Annotated in this window: 12 protein-coding genes; 2 read left to right on the top strand and 10 right to left on the bottom strand. The window is 58.3% G+C overall.

From position 1 onward, the window contains the following. Nucleotides 1-113: 113 nt before the first annotated feature. From tuf to rpsL, 4 genes are all read right to left on the bottom strand, one after another. On the bottom strand, nucleotides 114-1304 hold the full coding sequence (tuf, locus tag AUR04nite_RS13525; protein WP_141365948.1) for an elongation factor Tu: 1191 nt from the start codon (nucleotides 1302-1304) through the stop codon (nucleotides 114-116). A gap of 240 nt (nucleotides 1305-1544) precedes the next feature. Further along, complete coding sequence (fusA, locus tag AUR04nite_RS13520) at nucleotides 1545-3659, bottom strand: elongation factor G (protein ID WP_141365946.1); 2115 nt, start codon at nucleotides 3657-3659, stop codon at nucleotides 1545-1547. Nucleotides 3660-3728: 69 nt separating this feature from the next. After that, on the bottom strand, nucleotides 3729-4199 hold the full coding sequence (gene rpsG / locus AUR04nite_RS13515) for a 30S ribosomal protein S7 (protein WP_038992204.1): 471 nt from the start codon (nucleotides 4197-4199) through the stop codon (nucleotides 3729-3731). Beyond that, a complete protein-coding gene (rpsL, locus tag AUR04nite_RS13510; protein WP_013349694.1) occupies nucleotides 4199-4573 on the bottom strand; it encodes a 30S ribosomal protein S12 in 375 nt (124 codons plus the stop codon). Before rpsL ends, rpsG begins: the two co-directional genes overlap by 1 nt. Before the next feature lie 561 nt (nucleotides 4574-5134). Between rpsL and AUR04nite_RS13505 the strand changes: the two genes are divergently transcribed. Next, nucleotides 5135-5596 (top strand): hypothetical protein, encoded by a 462-nt coding sequence (locus AUR04nite_RS13505; RefSeq protein ID WP_141365944.1) that lies wholly within the window; start codon nucleotides 5135-5137, stop codon nucleotides 5594-5596. A 90-nt stretch (nucleotides 5597-5686) separates the two neighbouring features. On the opposite strand, the gene AUR04nite_RS13500 is transcribed toward AUR04nite_RS13505, so the two are convergent. Together AUR04nite_RS13500 and rpoB are read right to left on the bottom strand one after the other, a co-directional pair. Further along, the gene (locus tag AUR04nite_RS13500; protein WP_141365942.1) at nucleotides 5687-9577 is read right to left on the bottom strand and encodes a DNA-directed RNA polymerase subunit beta'; all 3891 of its coding nucleotides are present in this window, start codon (nucleotides 9575-9577) and stop codon (nucleotides 5687-5689) included. A gap of 76 nt (nucleotides 9578-9653) precedes the next feature. Then, nucleotides 9654-13160: a DNA-directed RNA polymerase subunit beta gene (gene rpoB, locus AUR04nite_RS13495; RefSeq protein ID WP_141365940.1), complete on the bottom strand. Its 3507-nt coding sequence runs from the start codon at nucleotides 13158-13160 to the stop codon at nucleotides 9654-9656. 554 nt (nucleotides 13161-13714) lie between these two features. Here rpoB and AUR04nite_RS13490 point away from each other — a divergent pair. Continuing rightward, nucleotides 13715-14212, top strand: coding sequence for an aminoacyl-tRNA deacylase (locus AUR04nite_RS13490; protein WP_141365938.1), 498 nt, complete (start codon nucleotides 13715-13717; stop codon nucleotides 14210-14212). Here AUR04nite_RS13490 and AUR04nite_RS13485 read toward each other — a convergent pair. The 4 genes from AUR04nite_RS13485 to rplA form a co-directional block, all read right to left on the bottom strand. Next, nucleotides 14184-15335: an acyltransferase family protein gene (locus AUR04nite_RS13485; protein WP_246055528.1), complete on the bottom strand. Its 1152-nt coding sequence runs from the start codon at nucleotides 15333-15335 to the stop codon at nucleotides 14184-14186. The genes AUR04nite_RS13490 and AUR04nite_RS13485 overlap by 29 nt on opposite strands. A 158-nt stretch (nucleotides 15336-15493) precedes the next feature. After that, complete coding sequence (gene rplL / locus AUR04nite_RS13480) at nucleotides 15494-15868, bottom strand: 50S ribosomal protein L7/L12 (protein ID WP_141365934.1); 375 nt, start codon at nucleotides 15866-15868, stop codon at nucleotides 15494-15496. Nucleotides 15869-15939: 71 nt separating this feature from the next. Then, nucleotides 15940-16461 carry a 50S ribosomal protein L10 gene (gene rplJ, locus AUR04nite_RS13475; RefSeq protein ID WP_141365932.1) on the bottom strand — a complete coding sequence of 174 codons (522 nt, stop codon included), beginning with the start codon at nucleotides 16459-16461 and terminating at the stop codon, nucleotides 15940-15942. Nucleotides 16462-17320: 859 nt separating this feature from the next. Then, complete coding sequence (gene rplA, locus AUR04nite_RS13470) at nucleotides 17321-18022, bottom strand: 50S ribosomal protein L1 (protein WP_141365930.1); 702 nt, start codon at nucleotides 18020-18022, stop codon at nucleotides 17321-17323. Nucleotides 18023-18111: the final 89 nt, after the last annotated feature.

The following is an 18111-nucleotide window of genomic DNA, read 5'->3' as shown; positions in this document are numbered from 1 at the left end:
TGAAATACTCTCCACTTTGAACGCGGCTTAAATCAAAGAACCCCGCTTGCCTCACAAGGAGGCAAGCGGGGTTCTTTAGAAGATCAGTAAAGATCTACATCATCAAGTAATGACTACTTGGTGATTGCGGTGACCTTGCCCGAACCAACGGTGCGGCCGCCTTCGCGGATAGCAAAGCCGAGGCCCTCTTCCATAGCGATTGGCTGGATCAGCTCAACCGACATTTCGGTGTTGTCGCCTGGCATAACCATTTCGGTGCCCTCTGGGAGGGTGATAACGCCGGTAACGTCGGTGGTGCGGAAGTAGAACTGCGGACGGTAGTTCGAGTAGAACGGGTTGTGACGTCCGCCTTCGTCCTTCGACAGGATGTAGACGTTTGCATCGAAGTTGGTGTGTGGGGTGATGGAGCCTGGGGCTACAACAACCTGGCCACGCTCAACGTCGTCGCGCTTCAGACCGCGAAGCAGCAGACCACAGTTCTCGCCTGCCCATGCTTCGTCGAGCTGCTTGTGGAACATCTCGATACCGGTAACGGTGGTCTTCTGGATTGGGCGGATGCCAACGATTTCAACTTCCGAGTTGATCGCCAGGGTGCCACGCTCGGCGCGACCGGTAACAACGGTACCGCGGCCGGTGATGGTGAAGACGTCCTCGATTGGCATCAGGAATGGCTTGTCGCGATCGCGAACTGGATCTGGGATGAAGCTGTCAGCAGCGTCCATCAGTTCCTCGATCTTAGCAACCCAAGCTGGATCGCCTTCCAGAGCCTTCAGAGCCGAAACGTGGATGACTGGTGCGTCGTCGCCATCGAAGCCCTGGGAGGACAGAAGTTCGCGAACTTCCATCTCCACGAGCTCGAGCAGCTCTTCGTCGTCAACCATGTCGGACTTGTTCAGTGCGACCATCAGGGTTGGAACACCAACCTGGCGGGCCAGCAGAACGTGCTCGCGGGTCTGAGCCATTGGGCCATCGGTTGCGGCAACAACCAGGATAGCGCCGTCCATCTGAGCAGCACCGGTGATCATGTTCTTGACATAGTCAGCGTGGCCTGGAGCATCAACGTGTGCGTAGTGACGCTTCTCGGTCTGGTACTCGATGTGCGAGATGTTGATGGTAATACCGCGCTGGCGCTCTTCCGGAGCCGAGTCGATGTTAGCGAAGTCGCGCTTCTCGTTCAGGTCTGGGTACTTGTCAGCCAGAACCTTGGAGATAGCTGCAGTCAGAGTGGTCTTACCGTGGTCAACGTGACCGATGGTACCGATGTTAACGTGCGGCTTGCTGCGCTCGAACTTTGCCTTTGCCACAAGTTCCTCCTAGAAACATTTACAGAAGACATTTTTCGTCTGCGCGGTTCGCAAACGAACTGAACTTAGTCTACTGGGGGCGTGGATAAATATGGAAATTTCGGTCCTCTGCGGGCCCTGCATGTGATGCAAATCCCTCGTTGGCCGTTTGCGAGGCCGGCTTCAAGTGTTATCCGCCGGCCTCGCGATCGGCCACTTCCCCGCTACGGGGGTCACGGCCAAGTTTTTGTTCCGGGACGATTACTCGCCGCGGGACTTCTGGATGATCTCGTCGGCAACTGCCTTCGGGACCTCAGCGTAGCTGTCGAAGGTCATCGAGTAAACTGCACGACCCTGGGTCTTCGAACGCAGGTCGCCGATGTAGCCGAACATCTCGGACAGCGGCACGCCAGCGCGGATGACCTTGACGCCAGCAGCGTCGGACATCTCCTGGATCGAACCACGACGGGAGTTCAGGTCGCCGATAACGTCGCCCATGTACTCTTCCGGGGTACGAACTTCAACGGCCATCAGTGGTTCAAGCAGAACAGGGTTAGCGCGGCGTGCGCCTTCCTTGAATACCTGGGAGCCAGCGATCTTGAAGGCCATTTCCGAGGAGTCGACGTCGTGGTAAGCGCCATCGATGAGGGTAGCCTTGACGCCAACCAGTGGGTAGCCTGCGAGGATACCGTACTGCATTGCGTCCTGGATACCTGCGTCAACAGATGGGATGTATTCACGAGGAACACGACCGCCGGTAACAGCGTTCTTGAACTCGTAGGTTACGCCGTCCACAACTTCCAGAGGCTCGAAAGTAACCTGGACCTTTGCGAACTGGCCCGAACCACCGGTCTGCTTCTTGTGGGTGAAGTCGACCTTCTCCACAGCCTTCTTGATGGTTTCGCGGTATGCAACCTGTGGCTTACCAACGTTTGCTTCCACGCGGAATTCGCGCTTCATGCGGTCCACCAGGATGTCCAGGTGAAGTTCGCCCATGCCGCCGATTTCGGTCTGGCCGGTGTCTTCGTTCAGGGACACGGTGAAGGTTGGATCTTCTGCGGACAGCTTCTGGATAGCGGTCGACAGCTTCTCCTGGTCACCCTTGGTCTTTGGTTCGATGGCCACGAAGATCACTGGATCCGGGAAGGTCATCGACTCAAGAACGATTGGGTTGGCTGGATCGCACAGGGTGTCACCGGTGGTGGTGTCCTTCAGGCCGATCACAGCGTAGATGTGGCCTGCGTGGATCTCGTCTACCGGATTCTCCTTGTTGGAGTGCATCTGGAAGAGCTTGCCAACGCGCTCCTTCTTCTGCTTGGTGGAGTTCAGCAGCTGTGCGCCGGACTCTACCTTGCCGGAGTAAACGCGGATGAAGTTCAGCTGGCCAAAGAATGGGTGGGCTGCGATCTTGAACGCAAGTGCCGAGAATGGTGCATCCTCGGAAGGCTCGCGCACCAGTTCGATGCTTTCGTCCTTTGGATCGTGGCCGACCATTGCGCCCACGTCGAGTGGGGATGGCAGGAAGTCGATCACTGCATCCAGCATTGGCTGTACGCCGCGGTTCTTGAAGGCCGAACCACAGAATACTGGGTAGGCTTCCGAGTTCACGGTCATCTTGCGGATGCCGGCCTTGAGCTCCTGAAGGGAGATCTCTTCGCCTTCGAGGTACTTCTCCATGAGCTCTTCGGACGACTCAGCGACGTCTTCGATCAGCTTGGCGCGGTACTCTTCAGCTTTTTCCTGCAGGTCTGCAGGAATTTCGCGGGTCTCGTAAGCAGCACCCAGGGAAACGTCGCCCTTGGCGTCGCCTTCCCAAACGAATGCCTTCATGCTCAGCAGATCCACAACGCCGATGAAGTCGGACTCGGAGCCGATTGGCAGCTGCATAACCAGCGGCTTGGCACCCAGGCGCTTGATGATGGTGTCTACGGTGAAGTAGAAGTCAGCGCCCAGCTTGTCCATCTTGTTGACGAAGCAGATGCGTGGAACGTTGTACTTGTCAGCCTGGCGCCAAACGGTCTCAGACTGAGGCTCAACGCCTTCCTTGCCGTCGAATACTGCTACGGCGCCATCGAGCACGCGCAGCGAGCGCTCCACCTCAACGGTGAAGTCAACGTGGCCAGGGGTGTCGATGATGTTGATCTGGTTCTTGTTCCAGAAGCAGGTAACAGCAGCGGAGGTAATGGTGATACCGCGCTCTTTCTCCTGCTCCATCCAGTCGGTGGTCGAAGCACCGTCGTGGGTCTCACCGAGCTTGTGGTTCACACCCGTGTAGAAAAGGATGCGCTCAGTAGTAGTGGTCTTACCAGCATCGATGTGAGCCATGATGCCGATATTGCGGACCTTGTTCAGGTCAGTAAGCACGTCCTGTGCCACGTTGTCTCCCTAAAAGGTGGTGCTGGGATTGCTGGGCGCCCGTAGACGCCCAGCAATCTCATGCGATTCTTACCAGCGGTAGTGGGCGAAGGCCTTGTTGGACTCAGCCATCTTGTGAGTGTCTTCGCGACGCTTCACAGCGGCACCCAGACCGTTCGATGCATCGAGGATCTCGTTCATCAAACGCTCAATCATGGTCTTCTCGCGGCGAGCCTTCGAGTAGCCAACGAGCCAGCGCAGAGCCAGTGCGGTTGCACGGCCTGGCTTGACTTCTACTGGCACCTGGTAGGTCGCGCCACCAACGCGGCGGGAACGAACCTCAAGGGCAGGGCGGATGTTATCCATAGCCTTCTTGAGGGTCGAAACAGCGTCGGTGCCGGACTTAGCGGCTGCGCCTTCGAGTGCACCGTAAACAATGCGCTCTGCAGTGGACTTCTTGCCGTCTACGAGTACCTTGTTGATCAGCTGGGTGACCAATGGGGAATCGAAAACTGGATCAGAAACTAGTGGGCGCTTTGGCGCCGGACCCTTACGAGGCATTACTTACCATCCTTCTTTGCACCGTAGCGGGAACGAGCCTGCTTACGATCCTTCACACCCTGGGTATCCAGAGCACCACGAACAATCTTGTAGCGGACACCTGGCAAGTCCTTCACACGACCACCGCGAACGAGCACGATGGAGTGTTCCTGCAGGTTGTGGCCGACACCTGGGATGTAAGCGGTAACCTCAACGCCACCAGCAAGGCGCACACGTGCGACCTTACGAAGTGCCGAGTTTGGCTTCTTAGGGGTGGTGGTGTACACACGGGTGCACACGCCACGGCGCATTGGGTTGCCCTTCAGGGCAGGGGCCTTGGTCTTGACGACCTTAGGCGAGCGGCCCTTGCGGACCAGCTGCTGAATAGTAGGCACTTGCGTGTCCTTCCATTGTCTAAGTTCTTCGGCGCGGCAACACCGCGAAATCCGGAAAGGATCCACACTGCGCTGCAGCACTAACTGCTTGCTTTACCGCCCTACTCAAGACTGAATGTCTTCAGGCGTGCGAAAGTGTGGCATTCGTTGCGCAACCTACCCGCAACCCGGACCGTGTCCATTTTGCCACACATAAAACAATTGCTTTAAGACTAGCATTAATCAGCGCGCATGCCACGAACAGTAAGCTATCTCACCGAACGGCACCGTGCGACTACTGCTTGGCACCTTCTCGGCAAGACAACAAAACCACTGTGGCACCCCATCTTGAACACGGACCCGAAGTTGCATGACCATCAGCTGAACAGCAGCGCATCAACCAAGAATATTAGTCGTTTTATCACCTGATGTTTTTACATCTAGAGTCTCTAATTGCCGACCACTCCCCCATCGAGCAAAAAGCTGTAGCCGGCTGGTTGATTTGTCACCGACCTATTTCCCAGAGGTGATTAACTCTATCCGTTAGGCTGTATAGAAACAGTCTTTCGGGAAGGATCACCTGTGGGTGAAAAACAAGGCAAAGACGGAATCTTCTCCACGGCGGGAAGTGTCATAATCGTCGTACTATTGCTGTTGGTCATCCTGCTTCTCATCAGTCTTCCGCTGGTGGCAGGAATCGGCACAACGATCTGGATTTTCGGTTCAGAAGCAGTCAGGGATTCTCTGGGCGCGTGGCTGATCCCCTGGGCTGCCGGCAGTTTAGTCGCAACGTTCATCGTGACCGAAATTGTCGAGGCGAAACTCAAGAAGCACTCAAGCGCAGGAAAATTCACCATCGAAGCTGCTTCCTACACTGCATCCCTGGGCGTCATGGCATTGTGCTATTCCGGGTTCTTCGTCTCGTGGAAACTAAGCATGATTGCCGCCTTGTTCTCCCATGCGGTGATGATCCCGCTGTACCTATTGCTGGCAAAGCTGCCGGATCCGCAAAAGAAGCGGCCCGCGGCAGCTGACGAGGATTAGCCAGCTACCCCAAAAGGCAAAGCGCCCGCCGACACCATTGCTGGTGCCGGCGGGCGCTCTACGTTCTAACCGAAGCTAGGGCCTTCCGGTTTAGCGGAAGTCCGAGCCGTGGTCGTAGTCGTCCATCGAGATGGCACGGAACTCAGGCGACAGGCCGCCGTCCAGTGCATCGTCGTAGAGACCCGAGGAGAAGGCCGAGGTGCCGGTGAACAAAGTTGCCTTTGCTTCATCGGTTGGCTCGACGTCAACCTGGGTGTAGCGGTCCAGGCCGGTACCGGCCGGGATCAGCTTACCGATGATGACGTTCTCCTTCAGACCGCGCAGCGGATCTTCCTTGCCCTCCATCGCAGCCTGAGTCAGGACGCGGGTGGTTTCCTGGAAGGAAGCAGCCGACAGCCACGAGTCGGTGGCCAGCGATGCCTTGGTAATACCCATCATCTCGTCACGACCTGCAGCTGGGCGCTTGCCCTCTGCAACAGCCTTGCGGTTCGCCGCGGTGAAGCGCGAACGGTCTGCCAGCTCACCTGGCAGCAGTTCGGTTTCGCCGGACTCGATCACGGTGACGCGACGCAGCATCTGGCGGACGATGACTTCCACGTGCTTATCGTGGATGCCTACACCCTGGGACTGGTACACGTCCTGAACCTCGCGGACCAGGAACTTCTGAGCCTCACGTGGGCCCAGAACTCGCAGTACCTGCTTTGGATCCAGGGTACCGCTGGTCAGCTGGGTACCAGCCACGATGGACTGGCCCTCTTCCACCAGCAGGCGGGCGCGGCGCAGAACCGGGTAGGCCTGCTTCTCGTCGCCGTTGTCCGGGGTGACAACTACACGCAGCTGCTTCTCGTCGTCCTCGATCGACACGCGACCGGTGACCTCGGACATCGGAGCCACACCCTTAGGGGTACGGGCTTCGAACAATTCCTGAATACGAGGCAGACCCTGGGTGATATCGTCAGCCGATGCAACACCACCGGTGTGGAAGGTACGCATGGTCAGCTGGGTGCCAGGCTCACCGATGGACTGTGCGGCGATAATGCCAACGGCCTCGCCGATGTCAACGGTCTTGCCGGTAGCCAGCGAACGGCCGTAGCACAGTGCACAGGTTCCAACAGCGGAGTCGCAGGTCAGCACCGAGCGGACGCGGATCTCATCGACGCCTGCGTCATACAGGGTGTCGATCAGCACGTCGCCCACATCGGAACCGGCTGCTGCCAGTACGTTGCCTTCGGCGTCCTTGACGTCGGCTGCCAGCGTACGGGTGTAGGCCGAGTTCTCTACGGTTTCGTGCTTGATGCGAACACCGGTGGAGGTGTCTGCAATGGCAACGGTCAAACCGCGCTTGGTACCGCAGTCCTCTTCGCGGACAATGACATCCTGCGAAACGTCCACCAGACGACGGGTCAGGTAACCCGAGTTAGCGGTCTTCAGCGCGGTATCGGCCAGGCCCTTACGAGCACCGTGGGTAGCGATGAAGTACTCCAGAACCGACAGGCCTTCACGGTAGGAAGACTTAATCGGGCGAGGAATAATTTCACCCTTAGGGTTGGACACCAGGCCACGGATACCGGCGATCTGGCGCAGCTGCAGCCAGTTACCACGAGCCTTGGAGGTCACCATTCGGTTAATGGTGTTCAGCTCTTCCATGCCGTTCTTCATCGCCTCGGCAACCTCGTCGGTAGCCTTGGTCCAGATGTCGATCAGGTCTTGGCGGCGCTCGGTGTCTGCAATCAGACCCTTGTCGTAGGCTGCCTGCACCTTGCGGGCACGTTCCTCGTATGGCTCAAGGATCTGCGCCTTGTTCATGTTCGAGGTGATGTCCGAGATCGCCACGGTGACGCCCGAGCGGGTTGCCCAGTGGAAACCGGCATCCTTCAGGTTGTCGAGGGTTGCTGCTGCAATGACCTTCGGGTAGCGCTCTGCCAGATCGTTGACGATCTCCGAGAGTGCATCCTTGCCTGCCACGCGAGCCACCCATGGGTAGTCCTCAGGCAGGGTGTCGTTGAACAGCACCTGACCCAGGGAGGTCTCCAGCAGTGCCGGGGTGCCTGGCTCCCAGCCCTCAGGGGCTGGCTGCTCGGCGGAAGGCACGAAGTTCTCTACGCGGATCTTGATCGGAGCGTTCAGGTGCAGCTCGCCGCGGTCCTTGGCCATGATGGCTTCAGATACCGAGGTGAACACGCGGCCTGCGCCGGTCTCGTCTTCGCGCTTGGTGGTCAGGTGGTGCAGACCGATGATCATATCCTGCGAAGGCAGGGCTACCGGACGGCCATCCGAAGGCTTCAAGATGTTGTGCGAGGACAGCATCAGGATGCGTGCTTCAGCCTGGGCTTCTGGGCTCAGCGGCAGGTGCACTGCCATCTGGTCGCCGTCGAAGTCAGCGTTGAACGCGCCACACACCAGAGGGTGCAGCTGCAGGGCCTTGCCTTCAATCAGCTGTGGTTCGAAGGCCTGGATGCCCAAACGGTGCAGGGTTGGTGCACGGTTCAGGAGTACTGGGTGCTCGGTGATGATCTCTTCGAGAACATCCCACACCTGTGGGCGGTAGCGCTCGACCATGCGCTTTGCGCTCTTGATGTTCTGTGCGTGGTTGAGGTCAACCAGGCGCTTCATCACGAACGGCTTGAAGAGCTCCAGAGCCATCTGCTTAGGCAGACCGCACTGGTGCAGCTTCAGCTGCGGGCCGACCACGATAACCGAACGGCCCGAGTAGTCAACGCGCTTGCCGAGCAGGTTCTGACGGAAACGACCCTGCTTGCCCTTGAGCATGTCGCTCAGGGACTTCAGCGGACGGTTGCCCGGACCGGTGACCGGACGGCCGCGGCGGCCGTTGTCGAACAGCGAGTCAACAGCTTCCTGCAGCATGCGCTTTTCGTTGTTCACGATGATCTCAGGCGCACCGAGGTCAAGCAGGCGCTTGAGGCGGTTGTTGCGGTTAATCACGCGGCGGTACAGGTCGTTCAGGTCCGAGGTGGCGAAGCGGCCGCCGTCGAGCTGAACCATTGGACGCAGTTCCGGCGGGATCACTGGAACGGCGTCGAGCACCATGCCCTTTGGCGAGTTGCCATTGGCCAGGAATGCGTTGACGACCTTCAGGCGCTTGAGGGCGCGAGCCTTCTTCTGGCCCTTGCCGTTGTCGATGATCTGCTTGAGCTCTTCGGCTTCACCGGCAAGGTCGAAGTTCTCCAGGCGCTTCTGGATGGCTTCTGCACCCATGGAGCCTTCGAAGTACAGTCCGTACTTCTCGCGCATGGTGCGGTAAAGGCCTTCGTCGCCTTCGAGGTCTGCAACCTTCAGGCCCTTGAAGCGCTCCCAGACCGCGCGCAGGCGCTCGGCCTCGGCCTTGGCGCGCTTGTCGATCTGCAGAACAGTCTTCTCGGCCAGGGTGCGGGCCTTGTTCAGCTCGGCGTTCTTGGCGCCGTCTGCTTCCATGCGCTCCAGCTCTGCTTCCAGGTCGGCTGCAACAGCCTTCTTGTCGGCTTCGGCGTTGGTAGCCAACTGGCGCAGCTCAAGATCGTGCTGTGCCTGCAGGTTTGGCATTTCTGCGTGGCGGCGGTCCTCGTTCACGGAGGTGATCATGTAGGCGGCGAAGTAGATGACCTTTTCAAGGTCCTTCGGAGCCAGGTCCAGCAGGTAGCCCAAGCGCGAAGGAACGCCCTTGAAGTACCAGATGTGGGTCACAGGAGCTGCAAGCTCGATGTGGCCCATGCGCTCGCGGCGCACGTTGGCACGGGTCACCTCAACGCCGCAGCGTTCGCAGATGATGCCCTTGAAGCGCACGCGCTTGTACTTGCCGCAGTAGCATTCCCAGTCGCGGGAAGGGCCGAAAATCTTTTCGCAGAAAAGACCGTCCTTCTCCGGCTTCAGGGTGCGGTAGTTGATGGTTTCAGGCTTCTTAACCTCGCCGTAGCTCCACGCGCGGATTTCGTCCGCGGTGGCAAGGTTAATGCGCATGAGGCCAAATGAGGAATCGGTGGACATAGGGTCCTTTTCTCTCTTCTATGGTGTCTGAAGTCGATATGAATGAAGTGTTGTGCGGGCCGGTGCGGCCCGCAGACTACACCTCTTCTACGGAGTTTGGCTCTGACCGGGAAAGGTCAATGCCCAACTCTTCAGCGGCACGGAATGATTCCTCGTCCGATTCGCGCATTTCGATGGTGTTGCCGTCGGTGCCAAGCACCTCGACGTTCAAGCACAGCGACTGCATTTCCTTGATGAGCACCTTGAACGATTCCGGAACACCTGGCTCCGGTACGTTCTCGCCCTTGACGATGGCTTCGTACACCTTCACACGGCCGTGGATATCATCCGACTTGATGGTCAGGATTTCCTGCAGCGTGTAAGCGGCGCCGTAGGCCTCCAGCGCCCAAACTTCCATTTCACCGAAGCGCTGGCCACCGAACTGGGCCTTACCGCCCAGCGGCTGCTGGGTGATCATGGAGTATGGACCGGTGGAGCGGGCGTGGATTTTGTCGTCCACCAGGTGGTGCAGCTTCAAGATGTACATGTAGCCGACCGATACCGGATCCGGGAACGGCTCGCCGGAGCGGCCGTCGAACAGGCGGGCCTTGCCGGAGTTGCCGATCAGGCGCACGCCGTCGCGGGTCTTGTTGGTCGAGTCCAGGATGCCGCGGATTTCTTCTTCCGAAGCGCCGTCGAAGACCGGGGTTGCCACGGTGGTGGAATCGGACTGGCGAGGCAGGTTAGGAAGATCCTTGACCCACTCTGGCTCGTTCTCGATGTTCCAACCCTGCTTAGCAGCCCAGCCCAGGTGGATTTCCATAACCTGGCCGACGTTCATACGACCTGGCACACCCAGTGGGTTCAGCACGACGTCCAGCGGAGTGCCGTCCTCGAGGAATGGCATATCCTCCAGCGGCAGGATCTTGGAGATAACACCCTTGTTGCCGTGGCGGCCTGCAAGCTTGTCACCGTTGGTGATCTTGCGCTTCTGGGCAACGTAGACGCGCACCAGCTGGTTCACACCAGGGCTGAGCTCGTCGTCGTTGTCGCGGTCGAAGATGCGAACACCGATGACGGTGCCGGACTCGCCGTGCGGAACCTTCAGGGAGGTGTCGCGCACTTCGCGGGACTTCTCGCCGAAGATGGCGCGCAGCAGGCGCTCTTCAGGGGTCAGCTCAGTCTCGCCCTTAGGGGTGACACGGCCTACCAGCACGTCGCCGGCCTCGACCTCTGCACCGATGTACACGATGCCGCGGTCATCCAGCTGGGAGAGGATGTCTTCCGAGACATTCGGGATGTCGCGGGTGATTTCCTCGGCACCCAGCTTGGTGTCGCGGGCGTCGACCTCGTGCTCTTCGATGTGGATCGAGGTGAGCACGTCTTCGAAGACCATGCGCTGGGAGAGGATGATCGCATCCTCGTAGTTGTAGCCTTCCCAGGACATGAATGCCACGAGCAGGTTCTTGCCCAGGGACAGCTCGCCCTTGTCGGTGGACGGGCCGTCGGCGATGATCGACTGGTACTCCAGGCGGTCGCCCTCAGACACGCGAACGCGCTGGTTGTAGGCGTTGCCCTGGTTGGAGCGGGCGAACTTCATGATCGGGTACATGGACTCGGTGCCGTCGTCGTTCATGACGACTACCAGGTCTGCGGAAACCTCGGTGACCACGCCTGGCTTCTGGGCCACGACGGAGTCGCCGGCGTCGATTGCAGCGTACTTCTCCATGCCGGTACCCACCAGCGGGCGCTCGGAAGCCAGCAGCGGCACGGCCTGGCGCTGCATGTTGGCGCCCATCAGTGCTCGGTTGGCATCGTCGTGCTCGAGGAATGGAATCAGGGCGGTTGCCACGGACACCATCTGGCGAGGGGAAACGTCCATGAAGGTCACTTCAGAGGCGTCGACGATGACAGGCTCGCCGCCGCCGCCCTTTTCACGCACCAGCACGCCGTCTTCGATGAAGCGGCCGTTCTCATCCAGAGGCGCGTTGGCCTGTGCGATGTAGTGCTGCAGCTCGTCATCGGCGGTCAGGTACTCCACAGCGTTGGAGACAACGCCGTCGGTGACCTTGCGGTATGGGGTTTCGATGAAGCCGAAGGCGTTGATGCGGCCGTAGGTTGCCAGCGAGCCGATCAGACCAATGTTCGGACCTTCGGGAGTTTCAATCGGGCACATACGTCCGTAGTGGGACGGGTGCACGTCTCGAACTTCCATGCCTGCGCGGTCGCGCGACAGGCCGCCTGGGCCCAGAGCCGACAGGCGGCGCTTGTGGGTCAGGCCGGCCAGCGGGTTGTTCTGGTCCATGAACTGCGAGAGCTGGGAGGTTCCGAAGAACTCCTTGATCGCGGCGACAACCGGACGGATGTTGATCAGGGTCTGCGGGGTGATGGCCTCGACGTCCTGGGTGGTCATGCGCTCGCGCACAACACGCTCCATACGGGACAGACCGGTGCGGACCTGGTTCTCGATCAGCTCGCCAACAGCGCGGATGCGGCGGTTGCCGAAGTGGTCGATGTCATCCACGTTCACAGGGATGTCGACGATCTCGCCCTTGCGGGTGCCGGAGACGGTCTTCTCACCTGCGTGCAGGGCGACGAGGTAGCGGATCATTGCCACCAGGTCGTCCAGCGAGAGCACCGAAGCGTTCTCTGCGTTGACAGGAGTCTCCACGCCCAGCTTGCGGTTGATCTTGTAGCGGCCAACCTTGGCCAGATCGTAGCGCTTAGGCTCGAAGTACATGTTCTTCAGCAGTGCCTGGGCGGCTTCGACCGTTGGAGGCTCGCCTGGACGCAGCTTGCGGTAGATGTCCAGCAGCGCTTCGGACTGGTCCTTGATGTTGTCCTTCTCAAGGGTGGCGCGCATCGAGTCGTACTGGCCGAATTCGGACAGGATCTGCTCTTCGCTCCAGCCAAGGGCCTTGAGCAGGACGGTGACCGACTGCTTGCGCTTGCGGTCAAGGCGAACGCCGATCTGGTCGCGCTTGTCGATTTCCAGCTCGAACCATGCACCACGCGATGGGATGATGCGAGCCGAGTAGATGGTCTTGTCACTGGTCTTGTCCGGTGCGGACTCGAAGTACGCGCCCGGGGAACGGACCAGCTGGGAGACGACGACACGCTCGGTGCCGTTGATGATGAACGTGCCCTTTTCGGTCATCAGCGGGAAATCGCCCATGAACACGGTCTGCTGCTTGATTTCGCCGGTTTCATTGTTCATGAATTCGGCCTTGACGTACAGCGGTGCCGCGTAGGTGGCGTCGCGATCCTTGCACTCAGCAATGGTGTACTTCGGATCAGCGAACTCCGGATCCGAGAAGCTCAAGGACATGGTGTCCTGGAAGTCCTCGATTGGGGAGATCTCCTCGAAGATTTCAGCCAAGCCGGAGGTGTTGGGGACACTGGTGTCGCCAATAGCTTCGGCTGCTGCCAGGCGCTCTACCCAGCGCTGATTGCCGACGAGGCGGTCAAAGCTCTCGGTCTGCAATGCCAGCAGGTTAGGCACTTCAAGGGGTTCGTGAATCTTTGCAAAAGAAAGTCGGCCAGCGTATGCAGCATCGCGAGCCGAACTAGCGGTTTGGTTGTTAGGGTTGCTCGAGGCGACCAAGATGGATCCTTCCAAAGACCGTCAGGTTTCCTAACGCTTACCGTGATAAGGTGCCTGTCTTAGGACAGGTCCTCATTTTTCGACCACGCAGCCCACCGCTATATGAAGGTTGCGCGCGCAAACAGTAAGGCGCAAATTTCCACTCTACAGTAGGTTTTTCGGGTTGTCGATACCTGTCGCCCAAATCCGTGCTATAGTTTTCCGTTTGCCTTAAACCCACCGGACGTTCAACTCCGGAACCCAACACTTGTCCTGCGCCGACCACGCGCGAGCGGCACCGGAATTCTTCGACTTTTCCCACATGATCAACGGATTTTCCATGATTTAGGATAATCTCCGGCAAACCTCCGACAGGCCGTCTTGAAGTGCCGCAATCCCTGAGCCAAATGGTGGTGTGCATTTGATCACTCATGTCCCAAAAGTCCGACTTTTGGTTGCTTCTGCATTAAATTCAGCTGCCGGCACAGCCGGAATAGGCTTCTGCACCAATGACGTGCACTAGGCTCGTTGCTAAGTTGAACACTGCCCCTGGATGAAAGCCGAGGAAGCACGCGATGAGCGAACTGCAGGATTCGGAAGCACTGACCCGCGTCATGCTCGACGCCACTCGGCGCAATATCCCCATCGAGGTGGTGCCCCGCGCCAAGGCGAATTCGCTGGAAGAAGCCGCGCAGCTGCTGGGCGTGGTTCCGGAGCATCTGCTTAAGACTCTGGTGCTCAAGCGGTCGGATGGAACCTTCGTGTTCGCGTTGATCCCGGGAGGCAGGAAACTCGACTGGGCGAAGATCCGCACGGTGCTGCAGGTCAACAAGCTTTCGCTTCCTGATGCAGACACGGCGCTGGCTGTCACCCACTACGTCCGCGGCACCATCACGCCCTTCGGGTCGCACACTGTATTGCCCGTGCTGATAGACTCCAACGTTTTCGAGGAGCCTATCCCGGAGAAGATCGCTCTGGGCAGCGGCGACCCAGGCTACGGGCTACTGGTCGCCCCCGATGCCCTTGCCGCAGGCTTCGAAGCAACTATTGCTGATATTTCGGTCCCGCAATAGGGGTGCCGACCTGGCCGCGGCGTTTGGAGAACCAGCCTGCGGCAGCGGTGAGCGCATTAGTCGTCGCGTTGCGCAGCTTGAGACCAACCGGCTTCTCCACATATCGGGCAACCACGTAGGCCCAGGCAAGCATCAGAACAATGGTGCCAATCAACAGCACATACTTGTTCACCCATGGGTGTAGCTGGTTGATAATCCACCAGCCCCAGATCTCATGGAAGAGGTAGAGCGGGAACGTCAACGAGCCGGCGACCATGAGCCACTTGGTCTCAACCTTGTTCAGCGGCGTCAAGGTGAATAGAGCCAGCAGTCCCACGCACAGCACCACTAGGAGCTGGTAATGCCAGGCCGGCACCTGCATATTGGACAGGCTCAGCGCGTCGCTGCTTCCCTTGATGCCGGTGAAATAAGCGGCGATCACGGTATTGAAACCCACCAGCAGCCAGCGAATCATGCTGTGCCCCTGCTTGTAGATGAGGTAGATGACCATCCCGGCGGAGAAGAGGGCGGCGTACTGGCCAGCAATCCAGTCCTGGAGCTCGGTCAGTTCGGTGAAGTGCAAGAGGAATCCAGCCGACGGCCACAGCACGGACAACGCCATGATGTAGCGGTCTTTCGCCAGCCCGAGGGCGAGCATGACGCCCAGCAGTATGTAGAAGCGCAGCTCTACCCACAGCGTCCAATACACGCCGTCCAGATCTTCAATATTGAAGGCCCCCTGCATCATGGTCAGGTTGGGAATGATGTCGCTCGGTGCTCGGCCTTCGCCGATGCGCGGCCAGAGCACAAAGCACAGGATGGCCGCCGCGATGACCGCTAGCCAATAGGCAGGGTAAAGACGGCCAACACGCGAGCCAATAAAGTGGGCGACGTTTCGTCCCTGAAGCGACATCAGGATCACGAAGCCCGAGATCAGGAAGAACAGCTGCACACCGAGCTGCCCATAACGCGTCACAGCCGAAAGCAGCGGCCACACATCAGGGGCGTATGCGCCCCAATAGCTATGTCCCCAGGCAGTGTAGTGATACAGCACGACCAACAGGGCTGCCATAATGCGCAGCCCATCCAGCAAGCCCAGCCGTGGCCTTGCGCTCTTGTTAACTAAGATCTCGCGTTTTGACACAAAAACAAGAATAAACCTTACAGATACATAATTCCTGTTAATAGAAACGTTATATAGCTTTTATACAGAGATGTACAAGAGTTTCTCAGTTAACGGCCGAAGGCCCACAGGCAAAAACCTGTGGACCTTCGACAATAAGTTGCGAGTGACCGCTGAACTTACTTAACGGTGACGGTAGCGCCGGCAGCTTCCAGAGCTTCCTTAGCCTTCTCGGCAGCGTCCTTTGCAACACCCTCAAGCAGAGCCTTTGGAGCGCTGTCAACGAGCTCCTTAGCTTCCTTCAGGCCCAGGGAAGTGATTGCGCGAACTTCCTTGATCACTGCGATCTTCTTGTCGCCAGCCGACTCGAGAACTACGTCGAATTCGGTCTGCTCTTCAGCAGCAGCTTCGCCACCGGCAGCTGGGCCAGCAACGGCAACAGCAGCAGCGGTAACGTCGAAGGTCTCCTCGAATTCCTTAACGAATTCCGAGAGTTCGATGATGGTCATTTCCTTGAATGCGGAAAGCAGCTCTTCGTTGGTGAGCTTCGCCATGGTCGGCGTCCTTTCGGTTTTGGCCCAAAGGCCTATGAATTTGGGTTACGTTGCGAGAGAATCGCGAAAGCTTAGGCTTCTGCCGGAGCTTCCTCGGCAGCAGCGCCACCGTTCTCTTCGAGCTTTGCGCGCAGAGCGTCGACGACACGAGCAGCGGCGGAAGCTGGAGCCTGCAGCACAGCGGCAACGCGTGCCAGCTGGGTCTCGCGGGATTCCAGTGCAGCCAGGGCTGCAATGCCGGCGTTGTCCAGTGCCTTGCCTTCGAACCAACCGGTCTTGATAACCAGCTTGTCGTTGGTCTTGGCGAACTCCGTGAGGCTCTTAGCGGCAGCAACTGCATCGCCCTTGATAAAGGCGATTGCGGTTGGACCAGCAAGCGCGTCATCGAATGCATCGATGCCGGCTTCCTTCGCTGCGATAGCGGTCAAGGTGTTCTTAACAACGGCGTACTTGGTCTCCTGACCAAGCGAGCGGCGCAGATCCTTGAGCTGTGCAACGGTAAGCCCACGGTATTCGGTCAAGACAGCCGCAGTCGAATCTTTGAAGTCAGCAGTGATCTCTTCAATCGCTGCAGTCTTGCTCGGGGTTGCCATAACACTCCTTCCGGGGATTTGTTCGGTACCGTTTCATAACCGGCGAGGCCATAAAAAAGGCCCCGCGCAGGAGCACAGGGCAGTTTAACTCATTCAAAGTCAAAACAAATCTATGAAACCTGCGTTGGTTGTCCATGCGGACCTTTAGGGGCAGGTATTGCAACATGCCCAACCGACGGTCTTCGGTATTTCTATTTTATGCACGTGTTGGCGCGCACTCCAAATCCAGAGGGCTGTGGGATGCATGAGCTTGATCACTCGCCTGCCGCACGGATTAAAAAGACAAGGCCTGCGGCTAGCACTTGGGGGACGCTAGCCGCAGGCTACTTGTCGACGAATTGGCTTGGGGAAACCAACCCGCCCAGCGTCTGCATAGTCTTGGGGGTCCCATGCAGACACCGCTGAATCAATCAGTGCTTAAATCCTAACATTCAGAACTCATAGGATTGAACGCAAAGCCGCTATTTTTTAACTATTTTTCGTTTTTCGCGTCACGATTTGCGGATTCGCCTATGCATCCAGCGCGCTAAGCGCTTAATGAACAAGCTTCGGACGACATTCACATCTTGTAATGTACGCACCACTTGGCAAAACGGAGGAAATTACTCAGCTTTCCTTTCACTTTTCATGCCCTTCCTTGCTGGATATTAGTATCTTCGAGCAGTCGAGTTCTGGGTCCTGCATCGCTGAAAATGAACGCAAAGGCAACAGGAGTCAAAATTCAAGCTGTGCGCGGTCTTCCACTGCAATAGCAACTCAAGCTGCCGGTAATTCAATTGCCATGAATTATTGTTTCAATTAAAAAAATCCGGGGCATCATCACTTTCGTGACAATGCCCCGGCTCTTTAGCTATAAAGCTTAGACCTCAACGCGGGTTACGTTCGGGTCAACAGGGATGCCTGGACCGAAGGTGGTAGCGATGGTTGCCTTCGAGATGTAGCGACCCTTCGAAGCCGAAGGCTTCAGGCGCAGAACCTCATCGAGTGCAGCTGCGTAGTTCTCGGTCAGCTGCTTGGCATCGAAGGATGCCTTGCCGATGATGAAGTGCAGGTTCGAGTGCTTGTCGACGCGGAAGTCGATCTTGCCGCCCTTGATGTCCGAAACAGCCTTGGCCACATCCATGGTCACGGTGCCGGTCTTAGGGTTTGGCATCAGGTTGCGTGGGCCCAGGATCTTGCCCAGGCGGCCAACCTTGCCCATCAGGTCTGGGGTAGCAACTGCTGCGTCGAAGTCGGTCCAGCCGCCCTGGATCTTTTCGATCAGGTCGTCCGAGCCAACGAAGTCTGCGCCAGCTTCGCGAGCTGCCTCAGCCTTGTCGCCGTTAGCGAATACTACGACGCGAGCGGTCTTGCCGGTGCCGTGTGGAAGGTTCACGGTACCGCGAACCATCTGGTCGGCCTTACGTGGGTCAACACCCAAGCGGAAAGCTACCTCAACGGTGGAGTGTGCCTTCTCGCCCGAGATTTCCTTAGCCAGTGCGATTGCCTCGGCTGGGGCGTAAACCTTGTCAGCCTCGATCTTTGCCGCGGCGGCTACATATGCTTTGCTGCGCTTTGCCATCTGCGTTATCTCCTTATGCAGTCGTGGTCATATGGACCGCGCCCGGTCCTGCCACGGACGGTAAGTTCGCCAGGGAACTTATCGCCTTA

Source organism: Glutamicibacter uratoxydans (genome assembly GCF_006539925.1).
Taxonomy (GTDB): Bacteria; Actinomycetota; Actinomycetes; order Actinomycetales; family Micrococcaceae; genus Glutamicibacter; species Glutamicibacter uratoxydans.
This window is presented reverse-complemented; position numbering and strand designations above follow the sequence as displayed.

What these genes read in the sequence shown, in the direction of transcription:
- AUR04nite_RS13490 (WP_141365938.1), top strand. Translation starts at nt 13,715, where the DNA reads ATGAGCGAACTGCAGGATTCGGAAGCACTGACCCGCGTCATGCTCGAC.
- AUR04nite_RS13500 (WP_141365942.1), bottom strand. Translation starts at nt 9,577, where the DNA reads ATGTCCACCGATTCCTCATTTGGCCTCATGCGCATTAACCTTGCCACC.
- rplL (WP_141365934.1), bottom strand. Translation starts at nt 15,868, where the DNA reads ATGGCGAAGCTCACCAACGAAGAGCTGCTTTCCGCATTCAAGGAAATG.
- rplA (WP_141365930.1), bottom strand. Translation starts at nt 18,022, where the DNA reads ATGGCAAAGCGCAGCAAAGCATATGTAGCCGCCGCGGCAAAGATCGAG.
- rpsG (WP_038992204.1), bottom strand. Translation starts at nt 4,199, where the DNA reads ATGCCTCGTAAGGGTCCGGCGCCAAAGCGCCCACTAGTTTCTGATCCA.
- rplJ (WP_141365932.1), bottom strand. Translation starts at nt 16,461, where the DNA reads ATGGCAACCCCGAGCAAGACTGCAGCGATTGAAGAGATCACTGCTGAC.